The sequence below is a fragment of the Streptomyces sp. NPDC002911 genome, assembly GCF_053591835.1.
The window spans coordinates 458,857-482,567 of record NZ_JBSFUO010000002.1; the positions used below are offsets into that span (position 1 = coordinate 458,857).

Consider the following 23,711-nt stretch of genomic DNA (forward strand, 5'->3'; position numbering starts at 1 on the left):
GTGCGGGTCTTCAGGACGCCGACCCGGCCGCACCGTCCACCGGGATGACGCCGAGTTGCTGGAGGAAGCCGAGAAGGTCCTTGTCCGACCACTTCTCCGCGAGCCTGCCGTTCTCGATGCGGTGGATCACGGTCGCCGTCATCGTGAGCTGGTTACCGGTGGCAGGAATGCCCGGAAGGTCCCCTTCATGTGCCCCGCGGGCCGTCAGTCGGGTCACCACTTTGTCGCCCTGCGCGATCTGGTCCTCGATCGCATGGGTCCCGGGAGTCGCCTCCCAGAAGAGACGGAACACCTGCTTGAGCCCTTCGCGACCGGACCCGAGCCCCGGAAACGGTGGCGGTGAGTGGTCCTGATAGTCCTCGGCCACGAGTTCGTCCAGGGCCTCCAGGTTGCCCTTGTCGATCTCCGCGTAGAAGCGGCGAACCAGTTTCTTGTTCTCTTCGCTCGACACGGGACTCCTCCACACGCGTTCGTACCGCCGGAACCGGCGTGCACGACCGGAAGCATGACCCGCCCGGCGATGGGGCGACACCTCCGCCGCGCCGGGCTTCCGTGCGCGGTCACCCGGAAGCAGGCACGCGCGTGACCCGGTACGCCCGCAGCAGGGCGAACGTTGCCGCGCGGCGTGTGCGGAGTACGGGTCACGCCGTCGTGCGCTTTGATCGGTGAAGGACAGCGTCGCGTCGCGGAGCGCGCCGGCCAGGCAACAGATCGTCGACGGAGCACTCGGCATGACTGACGAAGAGTCCGGTACCCCCCACTGGCTGTTCGGCGATCAGCTCGGACCCCACTTCATCGACTCGGCACGGGGCGGCCCGCACCGGGACGCGCCGCTGCTGATGATCGAGGCCCGCAGCGTCTTCCGACGGCGACGGTTCCATCGCGCCAAGGCCCACCTGATCCTGTCGGCGATGCGCCATCGAGCCGCCGAGCTGGGTGAACGCGTGCGGTACGTCAAGGCCGACACCTACCGCCAGGGTCTGCGCGAGACGGTGGGGGACGGTCCGGTGACCGTGCACCACCCCACGTCCCACGCGGCCCGTGCCTTCGTGCACGCGCTGCCCTCCGTACGCGTTCTCGGGGCGCGGGGCTTCCTCGTGACGCACGACGAGTTCAGGAAGTGGGCGGACGGCCGCGGCACGAAGCACCTCCGGCAGGAGGACTTCTACCGGTGGGTCCGTCAGACGCACGACCTGCTGATGGAGGGGGACCGTCCTGTCGGCGGCCGGTGGAATCTGGACCACGACAACCGGCAGCCCCCGCCGCGCGGCGTCACCGACCTGGGCGTACCGGCGCCCTACCGCCCCCGGGAGAGCGACATCGACGCCGAGGTGCGGTCCGACCTCGACCGCTGGTCGCGTGACGGGGACGTCGAGTTCGTCGGCGAGGACGCGCCGCGCGGGTTCCCCGCCACGCGCCGGGAGGCACTCGCCGCGCTCCGCCGCTTCGTGGAGCACCGGCTCGCCACGTTCGGCGCGTACGAGGACGCGGTCCTCACCGGGGACGCCACGATGAGCCACAGCCTGCTCTCCTCGTCCCTCAACCTCGGTCTGCTGGACCCCGCTGAATGCGTCGAACGGGCGGAGGCACGCTGGCGGTCCGGTGACGTGCCGCTCAACAGTGCCGAGGGATTCGTGCGGCAGATCGCGGGCTGGCGCGAGTTCGTCTGGCACGTCTACTGGTACTTCGGTACGCACTACCGTGACGGCAACGCCCTGGGACACCACGAGCCGCTGCCCGACTGGTTCACGGAACTGTCCCCGGACGGGACCGAGGCGAACTGCCTGGCCCGAACCCTGGAACAGGTCCGGACGACGGGCTGGACCCACCACATTCCACGTCTGATGATTCTGGGCAGTTTCGCCCTGCAACGAGGATGGGAGCCCCGGGCCGTCACCGACTGGTTCCACCGCAGCTTCGTCGACGGCTACGACTGGGTCATGGTCCCGAACGTGGTGGGCATGTCGCAGTACGCGGACGGGGGCCGCATGACCACCAAGCCCTACACGTCCGGGGGCGCCTACATCGACCGCATGAGCGACCTCTGCGGCTCCTGCCGGTACAAACCGTCCGTGCGCGTCGGCGAGGACGCCTGCCCCTTCACCGCCGGGTACTGGAATCTTCTGCACCGCCACCGCGACCGGTTCGAGCACAACGCGCGGATGATTCGGGCGGTGCGAGGACTGGACCGGCTCCGCGATCTCGAAGAGCTGCTGGAGCAGGAGCGCGACCGCTGGACCTGAGATCCCGGCCACCGCGGGAGCCGGAGTCTCACGGCCGTTTTCCCGGAACGGTCAGAGCCAGCCGTGTTCCCGGGCGATGCGGGCCGCGACATGGCGGTTCTCCGCACCCAGCTTCATCGCGGCCGCCGACAGGTAGTTACGGACCGTCCCCCTGGACAGCGAGGCGCGCGAGGCGATGTCCGCGACCGGGGTCCCGTCCTCGGCGTACGACAGGAGTTCCGCCTCCCGGGGCGTCAGGGGTGACTCGCCCGCCGCGATGGCGTCGGCCGCGAGCTCCTGGTCGACGTAGCGGCCGCCGGTGTGGACGGTACGGATGATCTGCGCCAGGTCGTGCGCGGACACCGTCTTGGGTACGAAGCCGCGTACGCCGACGCTCAGCGCGCGCTTCAGCGCGCCTGCCCTGGCGTGGCTGGTGACGATCATCGAGGCGCACCCGGGTACGGCGTCCCGCAGGCGCGCGGCGACCGCCACACCGTCGAGGCCGGGCATCTGGAGGTCGAGCACGGCGACGTCGGGGCGGTGCACCATGGCCATGGCCACGGCTTCGTCGCCGGTCGCGGCCTGGGCGACGACGCTGATGTCGTCCTCCAGGGTGAGGAGGGAGGCGAGCGCACCCCGGATGAGGTGCTCGTCGTCCGCCAGCAGGACCGTGATCATTCGCTTTCCTCCCACGGGACTCGTGCGGTGAGGCGGAAGAATCCGCCGGTGTCCTGTTCCGTGGCCAGTGTGCCGCGCAGGTCGGCCAGGCGTTCCTTCAGTCCGGCCAGGCCTGTGCCGGCGCCGGGTTCCGTATCGGACACGCCGTCATTCTCCATCACCAGCAGGGCCTCGGTCGCTCCGGCGGTGCGCAGTGCCATGGTGCAGCGGGAGGCGCCCGGCGCGTGGCGGAGCACGTTCGTCGTGCCTTCACGCACCACCCAGCCGAGGGCCGACTGGACGTCGGACGGCAGGCGGGACGCGGGCCCGTACTCGATGCGGCAGTCGATGCCCGCGGCCTCCAGGACGGAGCGTGCTCCGGCGAGTTCGGTGTGCAGGTCGGCGGTGCGGTAGCCGCGTACCACCGACCGGATCTCCCGCTGCGACTCCCGTGCGATGCGCTGCACCTCCACCATGTGCTCGACCGCTTCGGGACGGCCGCGCTGCGCCAGTTGTGCCGCGAGTTCGCTCTTGAGCGCCACGACCGCGAGGTTGCGGCCCAGTACGTCGTGCAGGTCACGGCCGAATCGCAGTCGCTCCTCGGCGACCGCCAGGCGTGCCTGTGTCTCGCGTGCGGCGGCCAGTTGCTCGATCAGCCGGACACTCCAGCCGGAGGCCCGGGACGCGATGGCCATGAACGGCACCATGATGGTGCTGGCGCCGATGACGAGGACCGTGGACGATCCCGACAGCCCTGCTACGAAGGCCCCGGCCAGCGTGGCGACCGTGACGGCTGCCACGAGTGCCGCTCCCTGACGGAGCGGCAGCGCCAGCACGGGCGGTCCGGCCCAGAACATCAGCAGCCACACCGTGAAGGACGCCAGATCGGCGTCGTCGATACGGCCGGACGACCGCAGCACGCATCCCAGAGCCGCCACGGCCAGGGTGAGCGCCGTGTACGCCGCCACGAGCCCGACGGGCCGTGGGCCGACGGTGAGGTAGTAGCTCAGCGCGGAACGCCAGAGCAGGAACTGGAGGGCGGCGTGTACCGCGACCAGCACGGCCACTGATGTCAGCGAGAACGCGTCGGCGTCCGCCTTCACCACCCAGACGGCCCACAGGCCCACCTCGCTGACGGCGAGGAAGCCGACGCTGCCCAGGGCGTACCGGCGGTAGCGTTCGGGGCCGTCCTGGCCTCCGAGCCGCTCCACCCAGTCCTCCACGCTCATGCTCATGCTCTGGTCCCCGACTTCCTCGTCCACGGGCCCGCGTACCCGACCTCGCGCCATCAACCGCGCGGACCCCAGCGGAACCACTGCCGCACTCCCAGGACCGCCACCCCTGTCCAGGCCAGAGCGGCGAGCAGCAGCCGGATCTGGTCCATGCCACCGAGGCTGCCGGTCCAGCCGCCCTGCAGGAGATCCATCACCGGTGAGAAGGGCAGCCAGGCGCTGATGTCGCCTGCCACGCCGGGCAGTACATCACGCGGTACGAACATCCCGGAGCCGACCATACTCAGCAGCCAGAACGGCAGGAACGTCAGCTGCGCGCTCTCTGCCGTCCGGGTGGCCGCAGCCGTCAGCGCGGCCGCTGCCACGAGCAGCGCCACACCCACCAGCAGGCCGACGGCCACCAGGTGCGGCGCCGCGGGTGCGGGCGCGTCCAGGACCACCGTCAGGCCGATGATCAGCAGGACGCACTGCACCAGGGCCAGCAGCAGAGCCGGGAGCGCTCCGCCGGCGAAGATCTCCCAGTCGCGCACCTCGCCCGTACGCAACCGCTTGAGCACGAGGCTCTCACGGCGCGTGACGTACACACCGACCAGGTTCGAGTAGACGGAGAAGATCAGCGCCAGTCCCAGCGAACCGGGCAGCAGGACGGTGGCGATCGACAGGCCGGTGCCGCCGAGGTCCAGGTTCTTGACCATGCCCCGCATCGAGAAGGCCGTGACGGCCGGCACGAGGAGGGCGGTGATCAGCGCGGCCCTGCTGCGCATCAGCAGTGTCAGCTCCGCGCGGCCGAGGGCGGCCAGCCGGGCCGGGGCACCGCTCCGCGCGGGCGCGGTCGTGTCCGGTCGTGTGACGCTCGCGGTGGTCGTCATCGTGTCTCCTCCTTCTCGAGGCCCTTGGCGATCTCCATGAAGGCCTCTTCCAGTGATGCGGAACGGGCGTCGAGGGCATGCAGGGTGACGCCGGTGTGCCGGGCCCAGGTGAGCAGTTCTGTGGCGGTGCGCTGCAGGTCCCGGGTCTCCAGACGGACCGTCCCGTCCTCGGTGGTGTGCCGGATGACGCCCATCGGCCCGAGCGGCGGCAGTTCGCCGAGGAAGCGGTCCCGGGGCAGCTCGAAGCTGATCCGGGAGGGCCGCTCGGCCACCACGTCGGCCACCCGCCCGGTGGTGGCGATCAGCCCCTTGTGCATGATCGCCAGCCGGTCGGCGAGCTGTTCGGCCTCCTCCAGGTAGTGCGTGGTGAGCAGCACGGTCGTGCCCTGGGACTTCAGTTCGCGGATCAGTTCCCAGGTGTCCCGGCGGGACTGGGCGTCCAGGCCGGTCGTCGGCTCGTCGAGGAACAGCACCTCAGGCCGCCCGAGGAGGGCCAGCGCGAGATCGAGGCGTCGCCGTTCGCCGCCCGAGAGCTGCTTGACCCTCACGTCGCGACGGTCGGACAGGTTGGTCAGTTCGAGGGCCTCGTCCGCGGGACGGGCGCCGCTGGTGCAGCCCGCCCACATCCGTACGGTCTCCATGACCGTCAGTTCCGGGGGGAAGCCGCCTTCCTGGAGCATCACCCCGATGCGGTGCCGTACCTCCGTGCGGTCGCGGAACGGGTCATGGCCCAGTACCTGGACGCTCCCGCCGGTGGGGGTGGCCTGGCCCTCCAGGAGTTCGAGCGTGGAGGTCTTGCCGGCGCCGTTGGTGCCCAGCAGCGCGAAGAGTTCTCCGCGAGCGACCGTGAAGTCGATACCGCGTACGGCTTCGAACCCCTTGTAGCTCCGTTTCAGTCCCACGGTTTCGATGACTGTGTTCATGCCTTCCACACTCCCGGCGACACGAGGCGGACGGCAGTGCGGTGTGTCATCAGGTTCGTATGACGGCTGTCATGCGGGCCGATGACATACGGCACTGCCCCTGTGGACCGCTGCCGGGGAGCGTGGAGGGCATGCACATCAGCGCCGTGCCGGAGCGGTACGGCCCGTGGGCGACGCCGGACACCCACTCACGGCCCACCCGCATCACCCCCACACCCACCCCGGAGTGACATGTGAACAACTCCCGCGCGGCCGGCTTCGCCGCCGCCGCACTCGTCACCACCTTCACCCTGACCGCCACGCTCACCGGCCCCGCGACAGCGGCGGTGTCCGCCCCCGCCGCCACGGCGCAGAAGCCGGCGGTCGCGACCGCCACCGACGGCGTCACGCACGGGGAGAACGACCGCGTCCCGGAGGGCTCCGTCTGGACGCAGCACTACTTCCCGTCCTCGGACGGCTCCGGCACCGAACTGCACGCCGACGTCCTGCTGCCGGAGAAGCTGCCCGAAGGGAAGGAGGTGCCCGTCATCCTGTCGGCGGGCGCCTACTTCGGGCACTCCGGGGAGCTCTACTACGAGGGCCTGGAGCACACCGGCCCCTCGGACCGCTTCCAGGACTTCATCGAGGGCACCGATCTGTTCGACCAGGGCTACGCCTTCGTCATGGTGGACCTGCGCGGCTTCGGCGGATCCACCGGCTGCCTCGACTTCGGCGGGCCGGGCGAACAGGCCGACGTCAAGGCCGCGATCGACTGGAGTGCGGGTCAGCCGTGGTCCACGGGCGCGGTCGGGATGTACGGCAAGTCGTACGACGCGCTCGCCGGTCTCATCGGCAACAACCTGGACCAGGACGCACTGAAGGCCGTCGTCGCCCAGGAGCCCGTGTGGGACGCCTACCGGCTCATCCACTCCAACGGCGTGCCCCGTCCGAACGTCGTCGCCACCGCCCAGTCCTACGGCACCATCGCCGCGACCCCCCAGATGCCGGACGACGACGCGCGCTATCTGGCCAACTCGCAGTACGAGCAGGACCATCCGGAGTGCCTCAAGGACAACGCGGCCGGATACCGCATCGCCGACCCGGACCACGCGTACTGGACCTCCCGCGACGCCTCGGAGAAGGCCAGGGGAACCGACACCCCGCTGTTCTTCACCCAGGGCTTCATCGAGTCCAACACCAAGCCCGAAGGGATGGCGGACTTCCTCGCCCACCATGAGGGCCCGCAGCGCGGCTGGGTCGGCCAGTGGGACCACGTGCGCGGCAACGACCGGGCCGAGGACGGGCGTCCGGAGATGGGGCGCGAGGGCTGGTTCGAGGAGACCCTGTCCTTCTACGACCAGTACCTCAAGGGCGGCAAGCCGGAGGCCGACTACCCGGACTACGCCGTCCAGGACAGCACCGGCGCCTGGCGCGCCCAGGAGACGTGGCCGGTCGCGGAGAAGAGCACCACGCTCCGGCTCGGCGGCGGCTCGTACGTCGACGACGGCGGCACGTCGGCGAGGCGGGCGCTGGACCCGTCCGGCACGGCGACCGCACCCGGGGCCGCGAAGCCTTCGGGTGAGCGGGACGTGGAGAACGGCGCCAGGAGCACGCCGAACACCCCGGAGGGGCTGGCCGGGGCGCAGGTGAAGCAGCAGAAGGCCGGCGGGGTCGGCTCCAGCTACTTCGTGTGGTCCGAGCCGGTCGGGCGGGCCACCCGCGTCACCGGCACCCCCCGGATCGCCATGACCGCCGAGGGAGAGGGCAACGTCATGGTGAAGCTGTACGACGTCGCCCCCGACGGCACCGCCGTCATGTTCGACGAGCAGGTCTCCCGGCTGGACTCCCGCCGCCCGCGCGGCGCCGAAAGCGGGAAATCCCCGGTCCGCAATTGCGGGCCGGGGATTTCCTCACGTATATTTGATGTTTCTGTGCGCCCACAGAAAAGGCCCCTCATTGGGGGCCACTAAGCAACACCATATCCGGCAGGGAGCGATTTTGTCAACTCGCGGAAACGTCGAACTGCAGAAGGAGCAGGAATTCATCGACCGGCTCTACGACCGTGTCGACGAGCTGCGCGGGGTCACCGCCCAGCACGTCGAGGACGCGTTGACGCCGGTGGGGAACGGTCTGCAGGCCCGTCACGAGCGTGATGTGCTCGTCGCCGAGCGATCCGGTCTGCTGGCGGCTCTGAATGCGGTGGACGGCTCGCTGTGCTTCGGCCGTATCGATCTCCAGGACGGAGCCGCGCACCATATCGGCCGTATCGGAATTCGTGAGGACGACACCGAGCACACGCCTCTTCTGATCGACTGGCGGGCACCGGTCGCCCGGCCCTTCTATCTCGCCACCGGGCATACGCCGATGGGGCTGCGCCGGCGCAGACACCTCACCACCGAGGGCCGCACGGTGACCGAGCTGCACGACGAGATCCTCGACCTGGGGGACGACGAGCGCAGCGGTTTCGAGGACCCGAGCGGTGACGCCGTGCTGCTCGCCGCGCTGAGCTCCGCCCGCACCGGGCGCATGGGCGACATCGTGCGGACCATCCAGGCGGAGCAGGACCGCATCATCCGCGCTCCGCACCGTGGCGTCCTCGTGGTCGAGGGCGGCCCCGGCACCGGGAAGACGGCGGTCGCGCTGCACCGGGCGGCCTTCCTGCTGTACGAGCACCGTGAGCTGCTGGCCAAGCGCGCAGTCCTGGTCGTGGGCCCGAACCCCGCCTTCCTGCGCTACATCGGCGAGGTGCTGCCCGCCCTCGGCGAGACCGGCGTCATGCTCGCCACCCAGGCCGAGCTCTTCCCGGGTGTCCACGCCCACGGCACCGACACCCCCCGCGCGGCGGCCGTCAAGGGCGGTGCGGACATGGCCGAGGCACTGGCCCTCGCCGTACGCGACCGGCAGGCGCTGCCCGAGCCCGGCGAACCGGTCATCATCCCGCACGACGACGGTGACCTCGTCCTGGACTGGGAGATCGCCTACGAGGCCCGCCAGTCGGCCCGCGAGACCCGCCTGCCGCACAACCTCGCCCGTCCCTACTTCACGTTCCACGTCATCGACGCCCTCACCAGGCAGCTCACCGAGCGCATCGGCGCGGACCCGTACGGCGGCCCCAACTTCCTGGGCCCGGACGACGTCGCCCAGCTCGGCAAGGGCGTCGCGGCGAGCCAGGAGGTGCACGCCGCCGTCGGGGAGCTGTGGCCGGTGCTCACCCCCGAGGAGTTCCTCGCCGACTATCTGGCCGACCCGGTCTACGTGCCGGAGGAGGACGCGGAGGCCGTCCGGCGCGCCCCCGGCGACGGGGAGTGGACGCCGGCCGATGTGCCGCTCCTCGACGAGGCGGCCGAGCTGCTCGGGTCCGACGACAGCGCCGAGCGGGCCGCCGCCGAGGCCGAGCGTCAGGAGCGGGTCGCCTATGCGCAGGGCGTCCTGGAGCTGTCCCGTGGCTCGGAGTCGTACGAATTCGAGGACGAGGAGTCCGAGTTCCTGGCCGCTCACGACATCATCGACGCCGAGCGGATGGCGGAGCGGCAGGAGGAGGCCGATCACCGGAGCGCGGCCGAGCGGGCCGCCGCCGACCGGACCTGGGCGTTCGGGCACATCATCGTCGACGAGGCGCAGGAGCTGTCGCCGATGGCGTGGCGGCTGCTGATGCGCAGGTCGCCGACCCGTTCGCTGACGCTGGTCGGTGACCCGGCGCAGACGTCCGAGGAGGCGGGCGTCGGCTCGTGGGACAGGATCCTGGAGCCGTACGTCGGCGACCGCTTCGAGCATGTGCGACTGGGCGTCAACTACCGCACGCCCGCCGAGATCATGGAGCTGGCGGCCAGGGTCGTACGGGCCCATGACCCGTCGTTCGAGCCGCCCGGGTCGGTGCGTTCCACCGGTGAGACACCGTGGACGCGGGACGCCGGTGCGGATCTGGCGGGCGCGGTGGCGCGGGCGGTCGTGGAGCTTACGCCGGAGGAGGGGCGCCTCGCGGTGATCGCGCCGCGTGAGCTGCACGAGGAGATCGCGGCTCCGCTCGACGGGGTCACGGCGGGCGCAGAACCCGACCTGACCCGGCCTGTGGTGCTGCTGGGCCCGCGTGAGGCCAAGGGCCTGGAGTTCGACCACGTCCTGGTCGTGGAACCCGGGCGGTTCGGGACGAGCGACCTGTACGTGGCGCTGACCCGCGCGACGCAGCGCCTGGGCATCGTCCACCGTGAGGAGCTGCCCGAGTCGCTCCGCTGACGGTGCCCCCGCCCGCCCTCGGCGCCCGAAGCTCGGGTCCCGTGATCCGAGCGTCGGGACGGGCCTGTTCACACTTTCGGGGCCCGGAATCAGGGCTTCCGCCCGACGCTCGAGCTTCGGGACCCGGGCGTCGGGCTCCGAGGGCCGGGATTCGAGCGGTGCCTTCAACCGGTAGGGAAAGAAGGGGGTTCGGGAAAACCTTCCCGACCCCCCTGACCCGTCACGGCCAGCAAGTATGACTAATCGTGACCAACTTGCGGCGGAGCGTGGCGACTGCTTACGGTGCGAGAACCAATCGACCCCGACGCGGTGTTGGACGCACCAGGCCGGGGTCTGACCGCAAGATCGAAGGACCGATCCCGTGGCTATCCAGCACACTAGCTCCGCCCTGCGCGCCCCCGCATCCTCGCGCCCGTACCCGATGGCCAAGTCCGGCTACGGCAAGCGCACCATGCCCGGTCAACTCCCGCGCAGTGCTGACGACTACGCCCTGCTCCCCGCCCGCGAGCGGTACGTCGCCGGGTTCGTCGACCAGCTGCCCGACGGAGCCTCGATGGACGTCAAGAGCCTCGCCAAGCAGCTGCCGCTGTACGGCCAGCAGGCCGTCGCCTCCGCCCTGAAGGCTCTGGCCACCGCCGGATACCTGCGCCGTGTCCGGTGTCTCGTCGGCGAGCTGGGCCAGGTGCGCTGGGTCACCCGGACGTTCTGGTCACGCACGGCCCGCGACAACGAGTGGTGGGCGGCCACCGAGGTCACCCCGGCAGCCACCACCGCAGCTCCGCAGCCCTGCGGCGCCATGGAGCCCCCTGCGCCGACGCCTCCGGAGCCCGCCCCCGCGCCCGCCGTGCCCCCGCAGAGGACCCCGGCTCCCGGCGGCCCCTCCCTCGCCTACCTCGCGCTGGCCCAGCTCGGCCGCGTCGACTCCCGCCTGCCCCTGTCCGCCGCCGACTGCGCGGTCCTGGAGGGTCTGGCCGCCGAGTGGTTCGCACGCGGCGTGGACACCGACTACTTCACGCAGGCCCTCGCCTCCGGGCTTCCGCCCGAGGTCGGCTCCCCCGTCGGCTTCGTACGCCGCCGCCTCACCGACAAGCTCCCGCCGCACCTGCCCGCCGCCCCGGCGCCGCCCGCACCGGGCACGCCCGTGCACCGCGTGATGCTGGAGTGCACCAAGTGCGGCACCCCGGGCCGCCCGGAGGCCCTGCCCGACGGCCTCTGCCGCCCGTGCCGCCTCCCTGGAGAGGACGTCGGGCCCGAGGAGGCCGTCGGGCGGCCCAGCGAGCAGGATGTGCGTACCTTCGCCGCCGGACTCAGAGACCTGCTCAAGTCCCCCTGACCGAAGGGCAGTCACCGCGCCGCCGGATCAGGCGTACGCGTTCACGCTGACCGGGCGGGTCCCGGTGTACGGCGTCCACCCCTGGAGGGTGGCGGGCAGGCCCACGCGGCTGTTGCAGTCGATCACCTGGAAGTGCAGATGCGGCGCGGTGGAGGCGCCCGTGCTGCCCGAGTGGCCGACGATCCGGCCCTGCGGGACCCAGTCGCCCGGCTCGTGGAACGACTGGTTCAGGTGCGCGTAGTGGGTGCACTGCCCGTTCGAGTGTCTGATGATCACCTCGATGCCGTTCTGCCAGTACGGCGACCAGTTCGAGATGACGATGGTGCCCGCTTGCGCGGCGGACACCTCGTAGTTGGCGGGGAGCCCGAAGTCCCACGCGTACTCGTTGTACGGGCCGGTGTGCGAGTACGTGCCTTCCGGTCCCTGGGTGACCGTGTAGGCCTCCCCCGCCGGGTACGGCAGCTCGTAGTAGTAGTCCACGGCTGCGGCCGGGGACGCTCCCGTCATCGTGATGCCCACCGCTGCGAGCAGCGCACTCGCCCCGACCGCCACGCGGCGCAGAACCCTCTTCTTCCCGCTCATACGCGTCTCCGTTCGTGTGTCACGAGCACCGGACTCCGCGTCCCGTCGGGGCGGAGGAGTACCAGGATCATCCGGCCCCAACTACCCCTCCTGCAAGGGCCGCAGGGCCCCGGCCGGGCTCTGCCGCCGGCTCACCCGACGTACCGCGCCGGTAGGCCCTCCGGTGGGCCACGGGACCCTTGACGGGACCACGCCGGGACTCTCCCGGTCCGGGCAGCTTCCCTCGGCTTCGTATGCCCGGGGACCGCCTCAGCCCGGTCGGAGCACCGCACGCGGGTATGACCGTCCCGGAGCCGTTCGCGGCGCTCACGGTCGTCGAACCGCACGAACCCGGGCAGCTCCCGTCCCGGCCCCAGGCCGCGCGGCGTTGTCACGTACCGGCAGCGTCGTCCTCCGAGAGCAATGCGGACAGGCGTTGCAGGACGTCGATGTGGGCCTCGTTGTAGAACTCGACCACGGCGTGCGCGAGAACCGACTGGGTGGTCGCCGCTGCCCGGCAGGAGGAGGCTTCCAGGTCGCCCAGCAACGGGTGCGCCTCCTGCTGCGTGCGGGCTTCGGGCACGAGGCGTTCCGCGAGCCGCTGCCGCACGTCCTCGGGCGCGTCAGCGGGGAGGGCTTCGAACTCCGCGCCGACTTCACTGCGAGGCACTGAGAGCTGCTCCTGGAGCGCTGACCTCGCCGAGGGAGTGAGGACGCTGGAGTACGCCAGCAGAAAGGACCGATGAGCCTCCGGCAGGTCGTCGGCGAGCGTCCTGAAACCCGTCGGCAGGTCGATCGAGGCCTGGTTGTCCAGGATCGCCGCCAGCTCCTGCCGCATCCGCTGCTGGCGTTCGATGCTCGCCGCGAGTTCCGCGTCCAGGGCACGCAGGATCTGCTCCACCCTCTCGTCGGGGGCTGCCTCGACCGAGGGGATGTCCGACAGCGGCACGCCGAGTTCGACCAGTCTGCGGATGCGCAGCAGGCGGACGAGGTGCTTCGCGCCGTACCGCTTGTAGCCGTTGGCTGTTCGCTCCGGCTCGTCCAGCAAGCCGACCTTGTGATAGTGCCGGACGGTTTTCAGTGTCGTGCCGGCCACTTCAGCCAGCTGCCTTGTGCTCCACGCCACCGCAAGGCCCCTTCCTGAAGTGCTCGGTTCCAGTCCTGCCGGTCGGCGGGATCGTTCCCTGGAGGCCGTCCATCCAAGACCGTGCCCCTGGGGCAGGGTCAACCCTCGCCGCGCCCGGTCCCGCCTCGCCGGCGAGGCGGTGTTGACCATGCCCCACGGGCACGGAGTGCGATGGGTGGCGACCACAGCAGGGAAACCCGTTCGGAGACTGGACATGAAACGACAACGCAGTATCGGCCGGAGCGCGGCCCTCGCGGTCGTCCTCGGCCTCAGCAGCGGCTCACTGGCCGCGGCACCCGCCGTCGCGGACGGGCCACGGGCGCCGCAGGTGCGGTGGGACACCTGTCCCGAGGACGTCGTGGCCGAAGCGGCTCCGACCGAGCTGCAGTGCGCCACCGTGCCCGTGCCGGTGGACTACGCCGACCCCGCCGGCGCTCGGATCGACCTCATGATCTCCCGGCTGGCCAGCACGAAGCCGGACAAGCGGCGCGGCACGCTCATGCTCAATCCGGGCGGCCCCGGCGGGTCCGGACTGGCACTGCCCGCGCTGCTGGTGGCCCGGGGCCTTCCCGCCGGCGTCCTGGACGGCTACGACCTGATCGGCATGGACACCCGCGGCATCGGGCACTCGGCGCCGGTCTCGTGCGGGTTCACACTCGACGGCCCCTACTTCGCCAACATTCCGCCCTACGCGGTCGACGACGCGGCGGTCACCGAACAGGCGGAGATCGCCGAGCAGGCGGCCGAGCAGTGCGCGCGCAACGACAGCGACGGATTGCTGCGCCATCTGACCACGGCGAACACCGCCCGCGACCTGGACCGTATCCGGGCCGCGCTCGGAGAGGAGAAGACCAGCTACCTGGGCTACTCCTACGGCACCGCACTGGGCGCCGCCTACGCGTCGATGTTCCCCGAGCGCTCCGACCGCATCGTGCTCGACAGCAACATCGGTGACACCCACCTCGACCGCGACGGCATGCGCCGCTACGCCCTCGGGATGGAGCAGACGTTCCCCGACTTCGCGAAGTGGGCAGCGGCACGGCACGACAGCTACGGCCTGGGAGACACTCCCGAGCAGGTCCGCAGGGCTCACCTCACCCTCGCCGCACAACTCGACAAGGCTCCGGTGGCGGGCTTCGACGGCATCCTGTTCCGGCAGCTGACCTTCGCCTACCTGTTCAAGGAGATGCAGTACCCCAAGCTGGCCCAGCAGTGGCAGGCACTGGCGGCCGGCGACGACACCGCGGCCCGCCGTCTGCTGTCCCCGAACGCCGCCGCAGACGAGGCGCCGCCCGCACTCGACAACTCCTTGTCGGTGTTCCTTGCCGTGACCTGCAACGACGTCGAGTGGCCCGAGAACGTCGACACCTACCGGCAGGGCGTCGCCAAGGACCGCGAGCGCTACCCTCTGTTCGGCGCCGCCGCCGCCAACATCACCCCCTGCGCCTTCTGGCCGCACGCCCCGGCCGAGCCGCCGGTCCCGGTCGACGACGAGGGTCCGCGGAACGTGCTACTCGTACAGAACCTGCGCGACGCGCCGACACCGCACCTCGGCGGGAAGATGCTGCGCCAGAAGTTCGCGGACCGCTCCCGGCTGCTCAGCGTCGATGACAGCGGACACGGCGCCTACGTCCTGGGCGACAACCCCTGCGCGCTGAACACCACCACGCGCTACCTCGTCGAGGGGAAGATGCCCGGCGAGGACACGCTCTGCCGCGCAGGCTGATCCCCGGACCGGCCGGGCGGAGCGGACGGTCCACGGCCGTGTCCGCTCCGCCGCGTCCATCACCAGTGGGTCTGTGGAGACTCACCGGACCGAGAAAGCTTTCAGCCCCCGTACGGACGCGGTCGGACCAACCCGCTCCGGCAGGCGATGACGACGAGCTGGGCGGTCGCGGAAGGTGGCCCGGAGCAGGGCCTGGTCGTCGGCGAGCAGGACACGGATGGTCATGGGGCGGCGCTTTCGTCGTGGCTGTCCAGGGGAGTTCGCAGGCGACTTCGAAGCCGCCCTCCGCGTGCGGCCCGGCGCGGAAGGCGCCGCCGGTGGCCAGGGCGCGCTCCCGCATCCCGAAGAGCCCGAAGCCCGGCACCGCTACCGGGCGCCGCCCAGCTTCTCCTGGACCCAGGCGACGCCGAAGTCCAGGACCTCACCGGCCTCGAACAGGTGGCTGTCGGCCGCGCCGACCCTGCCCCGGCGGCCGGTGCCTGCGGCCAGCATGTCCCGGACGATCGTCTCGAAGGGATCCTGACCGCCGGGCGTGACGGAGGAGTAGTCGAAGGCCCCGTCCGAGGAGTCGATGTCGCGGAAGCGGCGCCAGACGCGCTGACCGCCCTCCAGGATCGGCTGCTCGTACTCCACGAAACGCTTGCCCGGCGCGTCGGCGAGCGCCTCGGCGTGGTGCAGGAGCGTGAGGGTCTCCAGCGGCGCGCCCAGCATCAGCACCCGCCCGCCCAGGGCGACCAGCCGGGCGAGCGGACTGCCCGGCCCGTGCGGGTCGTCCCACGGGTGGTCGGCCGTCAGCGCGGTGGCCGCCGCCCCGAGCGCGGCGAAGCTCACGTCGGGGTGCCGGCTGCGGACGGCCCCCGGCCACCGGCGCAGCGCCTCGGGAAGACGGCCGTTGTCGTGGTCCGCCTCGCTCAGCACCGGGTCGTACGCGGGATGCCCGGCCCGTACGGCGTCCTGCCAGGACTGCGGCCAGTCGGTGAAGCCGTACGGCGGGGCGTCGTTCCAGCCGCAGGTCACCATCAGGGTCCCCCGCTCCCCCACGACGTCACGGAGGGCGCCGATGAGGGTCGGGGGGCCGCCTGCCACGTATCCGATGGCGGACATCCGCGTATGGAACATCACGGCGTCACCCTCTCCGAGACCGAGAGCGTTCAGGTCGCGGACGAGGCGGGCGTGTGTGACGGGGCCGTCCGCGCGCGCGAGCAGGGCGGCCTGGCCGGGTGACGGTTCATCCATGGAGGGACCGTACCGCCGCCGGCCGGCTCCTCCCCGTGGTGAGGCGGGGCACCTCGAACAGACCGTTCGGACTGCTTAGCCAACCATATGGTCTGTTAAGTTGTTCGGTATGACCGATCTGAAACCGACGTCGCGGCTCGCCGGCCCCCGCGAGTGGGCCGCGCTCGCCGTACTCGTGCTCGTCGTGATGCTGCTCGCCATCGACGGCACGGTGCTGTACCTCGCCGTTCCCTCGCTGACCGAGGACCTGTCCCCCACGTCCACCCAGGTCCTGTGGATCGGTGACGTCTACGCCTTCGTGCTGGCGGGACTGCTGATCACGATGGGCAACGTCGCCGACCGGATCGGCCGCAAGCGCCTCCTGCTGATGGGCAGTGCGGCGTTCGGCGCGGCCTCGGTGCTCGCAGCCTTCGCGCCGGGCGCGGAGGCCCTGATCGCGGCCCGAGCCCTGCTCGGGGTGGCCGGGGCCACGCTGATGCCCTCGACCCTCTCGATCGTGCGCTCCATGTTCCACGACCCGGCACAACGGACACGGGCGATCGCGCTCTGGTCGGTCGGCGCCACCGCGGGGGCCGCGCTGGGGCCCCTGGTGGGCGGCGTGCTCCTGGAGAACTTCTGGTGGGGCTCGGTTTTCCTGATCAACGTGCCGATCATGGTGCTGGCACTGGTCGGTGGCTGGTTCCTGCTGCCGGAGTCCCGCGGCACGGCCGGCCAACGGATCGACCTGACCTCCTCGGCGCTCTCGATCCTGGCGATCGTCCCCTTGGTCTACGCCGTCAAGCGCTGGATCGGCAGCGGACCCGACGCGATCGTGCTCCTCGCGGCCGTCGTGGGACTGCTGGGCGGCTGGACGTTCCTGCGCCGGCAGACGCGCCTGACCGTTCCGTTGCTGGACGTCTCGCTGTTCCGGGTCCCCGCTTTCGCCGGTGCCGTCGGTGCGAACGCGCTGGCCATCTTCGCCTTCCTCGGTCTGCTCTTCTTCTTCTCCCAGTACCTGCAGATGGTGCGGGACTACGGGCCACTGCACGCCGGACTCGCCGAACTGCCCGCGACCATCGCCTCCATCGTGGTGATCGCCGTGATCGGCTTCCTGGTCACCCGTCTCGGCGCCGGGCGCTCCATCGGCTTCGGTCTCGGCCTGGGGGCCCTCGGTCTCGCCGGGATCGGCGTTACCGCGCCCTGGGCGTCGTACTGGGGACTGGGGGCCTCGCTGGTCGCCCTGGGGCTCGGTATCGGGATCGCGATGACGCTGTCGACCGACGCGGTGGTCGGTGCGGTGCCGAAGGAGCGGTCGGGCGCTGCGGCCGCCATCGCGGAGACCGGTTACGAACTCGGCGGGGCCCTCGGCATCGCGGTCCTGGGCTCGCTGCAGACGGCGATGTACCGTTCCCGGCTGGAGCTGCCGCAGGGCCTGGGTGCGGCGGAACACGCCACCGTCAACGAGTCGCTGGCGTCGACGCTGGCCACGGCCGACGACGTCGCGGTCATCACGGCCGCGCGGAACGCGTTCACCTCGGCGATGCAGATGACATCATTCATCGCGGCCGTCCTGCTGCTGGTGGCGGCCGCGATCGCCTGGCGGGTGATCCCGTCGGCCTCCGTGGGGAAGGTGCACCATGACACTGCCTGAGCGAGAGCTGGTGCGCGACCGCGAGCGCACGCGCCGCGCGATCCTCGAAGCGGCGGAGCAGGCCTTCGAGCAGCGCGGGGCCAAGGCCAGCCTCGCGGAGATCGCGGCGCTCGCCGGAGTCACCAAGAGCGGACTGATGCACCACTTCCGGACCCGGGAGGAGCTGATCAGCCAGGTGATCGAACACACCATCAGCCGCTCGTGGGAGGAGGTCCGCGCCCATGTCGACCTCGCCGAGAACCGCCCGGGCAAGTTCACCCGCGGCTATGTGCGCGCCTTCACCGGCGGGAGCGACTACCTGACCCGCGCCTTCAGCCTCAGCGGCCTGCTCGCAGCGCTGGGGACCCTGGGAGCGGAGTCCGCCGAAGCTCAACAGAAGGCCGACGCCCACGCCTGGAACGAGGCCTTCGACGCCGACGGCCTGCCCCCGGGACGAGCTCTGGCCGTCCGCTACGCCGCCGAAGGGCTGATCGCCGCGGTGAACACCCCGTACCTGACCTCCGGCCAGCTCGCACAGGCCCGCTCGGAACTACTGGCGCTCACCGAAGCCGGGCCGGGAGCGGCGCCGGCGTAGCCACGGCGACCGAGGCCCCGGCGGCGGCCGTGCTCCCTTCCGAAGGGTTCTGACGGGAGGTCATGTCCTCCGCCCGCCCTCCGCGTGGTGCGGGGCGACGCGCGGCCGGCGGGCCCGGCGGGCGGGGCGGCGGACAGCCGGACGGCCGAAGTGTGCGCGACGTCTTGACGTGCCCCTGCCGAGGTGGCTTCATGGGAGCGCTCCCACCCCAGCCGATGTTCATGTCACCCGGCACCCACTTCCTGGAGTCGCAGTGAGATCAGCAACGAGTACGGCACGACAGAGCCCCTTAACCGTCCTGCTGAAGAGCCTGGCCGCCCTTCTCGGCGTCGTCCTGCTGGGTGCGCTCGGCCCGGCCGCGGCGCAGGCCAGGCCCGCACAGGCGGAAGCGGCGGCCACCGGTCTGCACATCAGCGACGGCCGCCTGCTGGAAGCCAACGGCAACGACTTCGTCATGCGCGGCGTCAACCACGCGCACACCTGGTACCCGGGCGAGACGCAGTCGCTCGCCGACATCAAGGCCTTCGGCGCGAACACCGTCCGCGTCGTCCTCTCCGACGGCCACCGCTGGACGAGGAACGGCCCGGACGAGGTCGCGGGCATCGTTAAGGACTGCAAGGCCAACCGGCTCATCTGCGTACTGGAGGTGCACGACACCACCGGTTACGGGGAGGACGCCGCGGCGGGCACGCTCGACCACGCGGCCGACTACTGGATCAGCCTCAAGGACGTACTCGCGGGCCAGGAGGACTACGTCATCGTCAACATCGGCAACGAGCCCTGGGGCAACACCGACCCCGCCGGCTGGACCGCACCGACGACCGCCGCCGTCCAGAAGCTGCGCGGTGCGGGATTCGCCCACACGATCATGGTGGACGCGCCCAACTGGGGCCAGGACTGGCAGGGCGTCATGCGCGCCAACGCCCAGGCCGTGTACGACGCCGACACCACGGGCAACCTGATCTTCTCGATCCACATGTACAGCGTCTACAACACGGCCCAGGCGGTCACCGACTACCTGAACGCCTTCGTCGACGCCGGACTGCCCCTTCTCATCGGCGAGTTCGGCGGCCCTGCCGACCAGTGGGGGGACCCGGACGAGGACACGATGATGGCCACGGCCGAGCAGCTCGATCTCGGCTACCTGGCGTGGTCCTGGAGCGGTAACACCGACCCGGTCCTCGACCTGGCCATCGACTTCGACCCGAGCCGGCTGAGCTCCTGGGGCGAGCGCATCTTCCACGGCGCGAACGGCATCGCCCAGACCTCGAAGGAAGCCACCGTCTTCGGCGGCGGCGGTGACCCGGACGACACTCAGGCCCCCACCGCCCCCGGCACCCCGACCGCCTCCGCGGTGACGGCCACTTCCGCCACCCTGACCTGGCCCGCCGCGTCGGACAACGTTGCCATCGCCGGTTACGACGTCGTCCGCGTCAGCGGCACCACCGAGACCGCCGCCGCCTCGTCCACCACCAACGGCGTCACCGTGACCGGCCTCACCGCGGACACGGCGTACGCGTTCGCCGTCTACGCCCGCGACGCTGCCGGCAACCGCTCGGCGCGGTCCGCCACGGTGAGCGTCACCACCGACGAGAGCGGGCCCACGCCGGGCGTGGGCTGCTCCGTCGGCTACCGGGTGATCGGCGACTGGCCCGGCGGCTTCCAGGGCGAGATCACCATTCGTAACACCGGTAACGCCGTCATCAACGGCTGGAACCTCGGCTTCGCCTTCACCGACGGACAGACCGTCTCCAACATGTGGGGCGGCACTCCCACACAGAGCGGCTCCATGGTCAGCGTCGCCCCCGCCGGTTACACGGCCACGATCGCCGCGAACGGCTCGGTCACGGTCGGCTTCACCGGCACCAGGACCGCGACGAACACGGCCCCGACCGCCTTCACGCTCAGCGGCACCACCTGCACGACGGCCTGACTTCGGCCGTTCACCGGCCGGCGGGGGCCCACCCCCTGCCGGCCGCCGCCTTTCCCCTCCCCGGACTCCGCTCCGGACCGCACGTCACCATCCGTCCCAGGCACCGGCCTTCAGGAGGGTGTCGAGCACGTGATCGTGGTGAGGGCGTGGCGGACAGCGGAGTCGCTCGGTGGGCCATCGCACCAGCGGGCGCCGATGTGGCCGTCGGGCCGGATGAGGAGTGCTCCCTGTGCGCGTAGGCCGCGGAGGTCGGTGCGGTCGCTGGGAAGGATCTCGACGCGAAGCGGCCATGGCGCGGCGGCCGGCCGCTCCCAGGGGATGGGACCCGGGGTGAGCAGGGTGAACCACTCGCCGAATGCGTCGAGGGTGGAACGGTCGGGTGTGAGCCAGAGGTGTGGCATGCGATGGCCTGGCGCGGCGGTGGGGACGTAGACCGTGCCCCTGTCGGACGTCTCGGGCGGGGTGCCGTCGTCGGCGAGCACGGCCTCGGAGCGGTAAGCGACACCGAGCACGAAGCCGAGTTGCGCAAAGTACTGTTCCGACCACGGAAGTTCGCCCCGGGCCGCCGCCGCTTCGCCGTTCCGGATCTGGTCGCGGCGCCGGTTCTGCACTTGGAGCATGAGCTCCGTGTTGGACGTCGCCTGACGAAGAGTCTGGTGGGCGACGGGCTGCCGTTCCGTCTCGTAGGTCGTCAGCAGGTCCGGGCCGGCCCACCCGTGGAGGACACCCGCCAGTTTCCAGCACAGGTTGTGTGCATCGGCGATGCCGGCGTTCATGCCGAGTCCGCCGATGATGGGGACCGCGTGCGCGGCGTCGCCGGCCAGCAGGATCCGGCCGTGGCGGAACCGTTCGGCGACGAGAGCGTTCATCACCCAGTGCTGGACCCGCAGTACGTCGGCGTGCACGTCGGCGACGCCGGGCCCGAGGGCGCGCGAGACGAGGCCGGACCAGTCGGTGTGCGCAGCGTCCTCGGGAGTGGGACCGAACCAGGCCCAGCCCCCTTCGGGATAGAGCGGGAGGAAGGATCCGTGCGCCGTGACGTAGACCCCCGCGGGCTGGTCGGCGCACCATCGGTTGAGGTCGGCGTCGAAGACGACGGTGGTGATGTTCCCCAGGGCTCCGGGGCCAGTGGTGCCGATTGCCAGCCGTTGCCGAACGGTGGAGCTCGCGCCGTCGGCGGCGATGACGTAACGGGCACGGACGCGCGTCTCTTCGCCGCTTCGGTGGTTCACGAGTGAGGCCACGACACTCTCGGTCTCTTCCACCAGATCGATGAGCTCGACCCCGAACCGCACGTGTGCGTCCGCTGCTGCGAGCAGCGTGGGTTCCAGCCGATCCTGCGAGGTGACCACGCCGACCGCGGGGCTTTCGGGTACCGGCGCGTTGACCCCCACCATCGCCGCTGTGGCGAAGTCGTGGTCGAGCAGGGTGTCGCGGAAGCGAATGCGGCCATACTCCTGGGCGAACGCGGCAGCCGTGATCTTGGCCGTGAGCCCGAGGTGGCGGTAGATCTCCATCGAGCGCACGTTGACCAGTCGGGACCGGGGAAAGGGTGACAGTTCGCCGTGTTTCTCGACCAGCAGTGTCCGCACGCCCCAGCGTTCCAGTAGCGCTCGGGCGGTGAGCCCGACCGGCCCGCCGCCGATGATCAACACCTCTGCCTCGGCCTCTGCTACGGGCATGTCGAGCTCCTTCTGCTCGCCTCCGGTCAGCCGGGGCATCGGTGCCGGTGGCCGGGGGACGTGCCGCAGTTCGGCCATCGCACCCTGATGGACCAGGATTTCGGGGCTGCGGACGGATCAGGCCGTTGACGTGGCTCAGGCGTGGCTCAGCACGTGACGGCACGTGACGGCACGTGACCTCAACCCTGCCGTGCCGGGCGAGCAGCAGCCAGCACCTGACGACCGGCGTGTCGCAGCCGGCTCAAGGATGCCGCCGACCACCGGGCGGCGCGACAGCCCGGCGACACGTCGAGGTCGGCCGCATGCCGAGCGAGCACCGGGGCGCCCCCGTCACCGCTCACCGTCGAGTCCGCCGACGACGCGCCGGAGTTCACGGGCCCCGCGCGGCGACATCGCCCCCATCACCCTGTCGAGGAGCTCGCGCGCTTCCAGTGGATCGCCGCAGCAGTACCGGTGCGTGCCGGCCTGCTCGTCCTCGCGCCACAGATCGCTCAGCGGCTGCCGCACATGGCGCTTCCAGCAGCGGACCGCCTCGCTGACGCCGCCGGGCGCAAGGTAGTTGCGGCTCAGCTCCAGGCGGGCGATCTCCGCCGACGTGCGCGAGGACACGCCGTCGATGACGGTGCTCGGGCCCGACGGCCGACGGCGGTGCGCCCGGCCGGTGCGGAGGTGCCCTGCCCGGCTACGCGGCATGGACCTTTCGGATCATCGTCATGCCGCACATGGTGCCACGCCCGTGCACGACCGTCCCCGGCCGCGCGTCCGCCGAGGCGTAGGCCGTGTCCGCGGGCCCGGCGGCGTATCTGCTGGGAGGCTGCCGCCATGGCCTCTCTGCCCCGGATCGCCCCCATGCTCGCCACCCCCGGCACTCTGCCGTCCGCCGCCGTCGACGAGCAGTGGGCGTACGAGGTGAAGCAGGACGGCCAGCGTGCCGTCGCCTATCTGCCGGGGGACGGCTCGCTCCAGCTGCTGGCCAGGTCCGGGGCCGACATCACCCCGGCCTATCCGGATCTGGCGGCCCTCGGGCCTGCGCTCGGCGGCGTGACTGCGGTGCTGGACGGCGAGATCGTCGCGCTGGACGAGCAGGGGCGCAGCGATTTCGAGCGGCTGCAGTCACGGATGGGGCTCTCCGGGTCGCCCGGCAAGGCCGCTCGCATGGCGCAGCGGGTACCGGCCCACCTGATGCTGTTCGACGCCGTGTTCCTGCGCGGCCGGAACCTCGTACCGCTGCCTTACGCCGAGCGACGGGCGGCGCTGGAGGGGCTCGGGCTGAACGGACCGCACTGGTCGACGCCCGCGGTGGTCGTGGGGCACGGCGAGGAGGCCTTGGCCATGACGCGGGAGGCCGGGCTGGAGGGCGTCATCGCGAAACGGCTGAGCTCGGTGTACGAGCCCGGGGTGCGCGCCCGTACGTGGATCAAGATCCGCCATGCCCGCACGGTGGACGTGATCGTCGGCGGCTGGGTGCCCGGACGCGGGCGGCTGGGCGGCCTGCCCGGTGCCCTGCTGGTCGGCGAGCGGCACCCGGGCGGCGGTCTGCGCTATGCGGGCAGCGTCGGTACGGGGTGGAGTGACGCCGAGCGGCACAGGCTCGCCGAACTGCTCCGCGTCGCCGCGGTCGGCACGTGCCCCTTCGAAGAGACGCCACCTGTCGCCGGTGCCCGCTGGGTGCTGCCGCGGCTGGTCGGCGAGGTGCGGTACGCGACGCGGACGAAGGCGGGGCGACTGCGTCATCCCTCCTGGCACCGGCTGCGGCCCGACCTTGCGCCGGACGACATCGGCTGACAGGCCGCGA

20 protein-coding genes are annotated in these 23,711 nt (G+C 71.3%); 9 read left to right on the forward strand and 11 right to left on the reverse strand.

The window, feature by feature from the left end:
• Nucleotides 1-10: 10 nt before the first annotated feature.
• Nucleotides 11-451 carry an ester cyclase gene (locus tag ACWD04_RS04970; protein ID WP_451128189.1) on the reverse strand — a complete coding sequence of 147 codons (441 nt, stop codon included), beginning with the start codon at nucleotides 449-451 and terminating at the stop codon, nucleotides 11-13.
• A 280-nt stretch (nucleotides 452-731) separates the two neighbouring features.
• On the opposite strand from ACWD04_RS04970, the gene ACWD04_RS04975 reads away from it, so the two are divergent.
• Nucleotides 732-2,243, forward strand: a complete 1,512-nt coding sequence (locus ACWD04_RS04975; RefSeq protein ID WP_451128191.1) for a cryptochrome/photolyase family protein — start codon at nucleotides 732-734, stop codon at nucleotides 2,241-2,243.
• A 51-nt stretch (nucleotides 2,244-2,294) separates the two neighbouring features.
• Here the strand turns inward: ACWD04_RS04975 and ACWD04_RS04980 are convergent, their stop codons facing one another.
• The 4 genes from ACWD04_RS04980 to ACWD04_RS04995 are packed head-to-tail and all read right to left on the reverse strand — an operon-like array spanning nucleotide 2,295 to nucleotide 5,903.
• Entirely contained in the window at nucleotides 2,295-2,900 is a 606-nt protein-coding gene (locus ACWD04_RS04980) for a response regulator transcription factor (RefSeq protein WP_451128192.1), read from the reverse strand.
• On the reverse strand, nucleotides 2,897-4,114 hold the full coding sequence (locus ACWD04_RS04985; RefSeq protein ID WP_451128194.1) for a sensor histidine kinase: 1,218 nt from the start codon (nucleotides 4,112-4,114) through the stop codon (nucleotides 2,897-2,899). The genes ACWD04_RS04980 and ACWD04_RS04985 overlap by 4 nt, the downstream gene beginning before the upstream one ends.
• Before the next feature lie 53 nt (nucleotides 4,115-4,167).
• Nucleotides 4,168-4,980, reverse strand: coding sequence for an ABC transporter permease (locus ACWD04_RS04990; RefSeq protein WP_451128196.1), 813 nt, complete (start codon nucleotides 4,978-4,980; stop codon nucleotides 4,168-4,170).
• Complete coding sequence (locus ACWD04_RS04995; RefSeq protein WP_451128198.1) at nucleotides 4,977-5,903, reverse strand: ABC transporter ATP-binding protein; 927 nt, start codon at nucleotides 5,901-5,903, stop codon at nucleotides 4,977-4,979. The genes ACWD04_RS04990 and ACWD04_RS04995 overlap by 4 nt, the downstream gene beginning before the upstream one ends.
• A 233-nt stretch (nucleotides 5,904-6,136) precedes the next feature.
• On the opposite strand from ACWD04_RS04995, the gene ACWD04_RS05000 reads away from it, so the two are divergent.
• From ACWD04_RS05000 to ACWD04_RS05010, 3 genes are all read left to right on the forward strand, one after another.
• A complete protein-coding gene (locus tag ACWD04_RS05000) occupies nucleotides 6,137-7,852 on the forward strand; it encodes a CocE/NonD family hydrolase (RefSeq protein ID WP_451128200.1) in 1,716 nt (571 codons plus the stop codon).
• 52 nt (nucleotides 7,853-7,904) lie between these two features.
• Nucleotides 7,905-10,115, forward strand: a complete 2,211-nt coding sequence (locus ACWD04_RS05005; RefSeq protein WP_451128392.1) for a HelD family protein — start codon at nucleotides 7,905-7,907, stop codon at nucleotides 10,113-10,115.
• Nucleotides 10,116-10,476: 361 nt separating this feature from the next.
• A complete protein-coding gene (locus ACWD04_RS05010) occupies nucleotides 10,477-11,448 on the forward strand; it encodes a MarR family transcriptional regulator (RefSeq protein WP_451128202.1) in 972 nt (323 codons plus the stop codon).
• 27 nt (nucleotides 11,449-11,475) lie between these two features.
• On the opposite strand, the gene ACWD04_RS05015 is transcribed toward ACWD04_RS05010, so the two are convergent.
• Nucleotides 11,476-12,030 carry a M23 family metallopeptidase gene (locus ACWD04_RS05015; protein ID WP_451128204.1) on the reverse strand — a complete coding sequence of 185 codons (555 nt, stop codon included), beginning with the start codon at nucleotides 12,028-12,030 and terminating at the stop codon, nucleotides 11,476-11,478.
• Nucleotides 12,031-12,400: 370 nt separating this feature from the next.
• Complete coding sequence (locus ACWD04_RS05020; protein ID WP_451128206.1) at nucleotides 12,401-13,135, reverse strand: MerR family transcriptional regulator; 735 nt, start codon at nucleotides 13,133-13,135, stop codon at nucleotides 12,401-12,403.
• 214 nt (nucleotides 13,136-13,349) lie between these two features.
• On the opposite strand from ACWD04_RS05020, the gene ACWD04_RS05025 reads away from it, so the two are divergent.
• Nucleotides 13,350-14,861 carry an alpha/beta hydrolase gene (locus ACWD04_RS05025; protein ID WP_451128208.1) on the forward strand — a complete coding sequence of 504 codons (1,512 nt, stop codon included), beginning with the start codon at nucleotides 13,350-13,352 and terminating at the stop codon, nucleotides 14,859-14,861.
• 81 nt (nucleotides 14,862-14,942) lie between these two features.
• On the opposite strand, the gene ACWD04_RS05030 is transcribed toward ACWD04_RS05025, so the two are convergent.
• Nucleotides 14,943-15,086 carry a hypothetical protein gene (locus ACWD04_RS05030; protein WP_451128210.1) on the reverse strand — a complete coding sequence of 48 codons (144 nt, stop codon included), beginning with the start codon at nucleotides 15,084-15,086 and terminating at the stop codon, nucleotides 14,943-14,945.
• A 141-nt stretch (nucleotides 15,087-15,227) separates the two neighbouring features.
• Entirely contained in the window at nucleotides 15,228-16,097 is an 870-nt protein-coding gene (aac(3), locus tag ACWD04_RS05035) for an aminoglycoside 3-N-acetyltransferase (RefSeq protein WP_451128212.1), read from the reverse strand.
• A gap of 109 nt (nucleotides 16,098-16,206) precedes the next feature.
• Here aac(3) and ACWD04_RS05040 point away from each other — a divergent pair, with 109 nt between their 5' ends.
• The 3 genes from ACWD04_RS05040 to ACWD04_RS05050 all read left to right on the forward strand — a co-directional run bounded on the left by ACWD04_RS05040 (nucleotide 16,207) and on the right by ACWD04_RS05050 (nucleotide 20,234).
• The gene (locus ACWD04_RS05040; RefSeq protein WP_451128214.1) at nucleotides 16,207-17,727 is read left to right on the forward strand and encodes an MFS transporter; all 1,521 of its coding nucleotides are present in this window, start codon (nucleotides 16,207-16,209) and stop codon (nucleotides 17,725-17,727) included.
• Nucleotides 17,714-18,301: a TetR/AcrR family transcriptional regulator gene (locus ACWD04_RS05045; RefSeq protein WP_451128216.1), complete on the forward strand. Its 588-nt coding sequence runs from the start codon at nucleotides 17,714-17,716 to the stop codon at nucleotides 18,299-18,301. Before ACWD04_RS05040 ends, ACWD04_RS05045 begins: the two co-directional genes overlap by 14 nt.
• Before the next feature lie 253 nt (nucleotides 18,302-18,554).
• A complete protein-coding gene (locus tag ACWD04_RS05050) occupies nucleotides 18,555-20,234 on the forward strand; it encodes a cellulase family glycosylhydrolase (protein WP_451128218.1) in 1,680 nt (559 codons plus the stop codon).
• 110 nt (nucleotides 20,235-20,344) lie between these two features.
• On the opposite strand, the gene ACWD04_RS05055 is transcribed toward ACWD04_RS05050, so the two are convergent.
• Complete coding sequence (locus ACWD04_RS05055; protein ID WP_451128220.1) at nucleotides 20,345-21,916, reverse strand: FAD-dependent monooxygenase; 1,572 nt, start codon at nucleotides 21,914-21,916, stop codon at nucleotides 20,345-20,347.
• 330 nt (nucleotides 21,917-22,246) lie between these two features.
• Nucleotides 22,247-22,525, reverse strand: a complete 279-nt coding sequence (locus ACWD04_RS05060) for a hypothetical protein (RefSeq protein WP_451128222.1) — start codon at nucleotides 22,523-22,525, stop codon at nucleotides 22,247-22,249.
• A gap of 213 nt (nucleotides 22,526-22,738) precedes the next feature.
• On the opposite strand from ACWD04_RS05060, the gene ligD reads away from it, so the two are divergent.
• Nucleotides 22,739-23,701, forward strand: coding sequence for a non-homologous end-joining DNA ligase (gene ligD, locus ACWD04_RS05065; protein ID WP_451128224.1), 963 nt, complete (start codon nucleotides 22,739-22,741; stop codon nucleotides 23,699-23,701).
• Nucleotides 23,702-23,711: the final 10 nt, after the last annotated feature.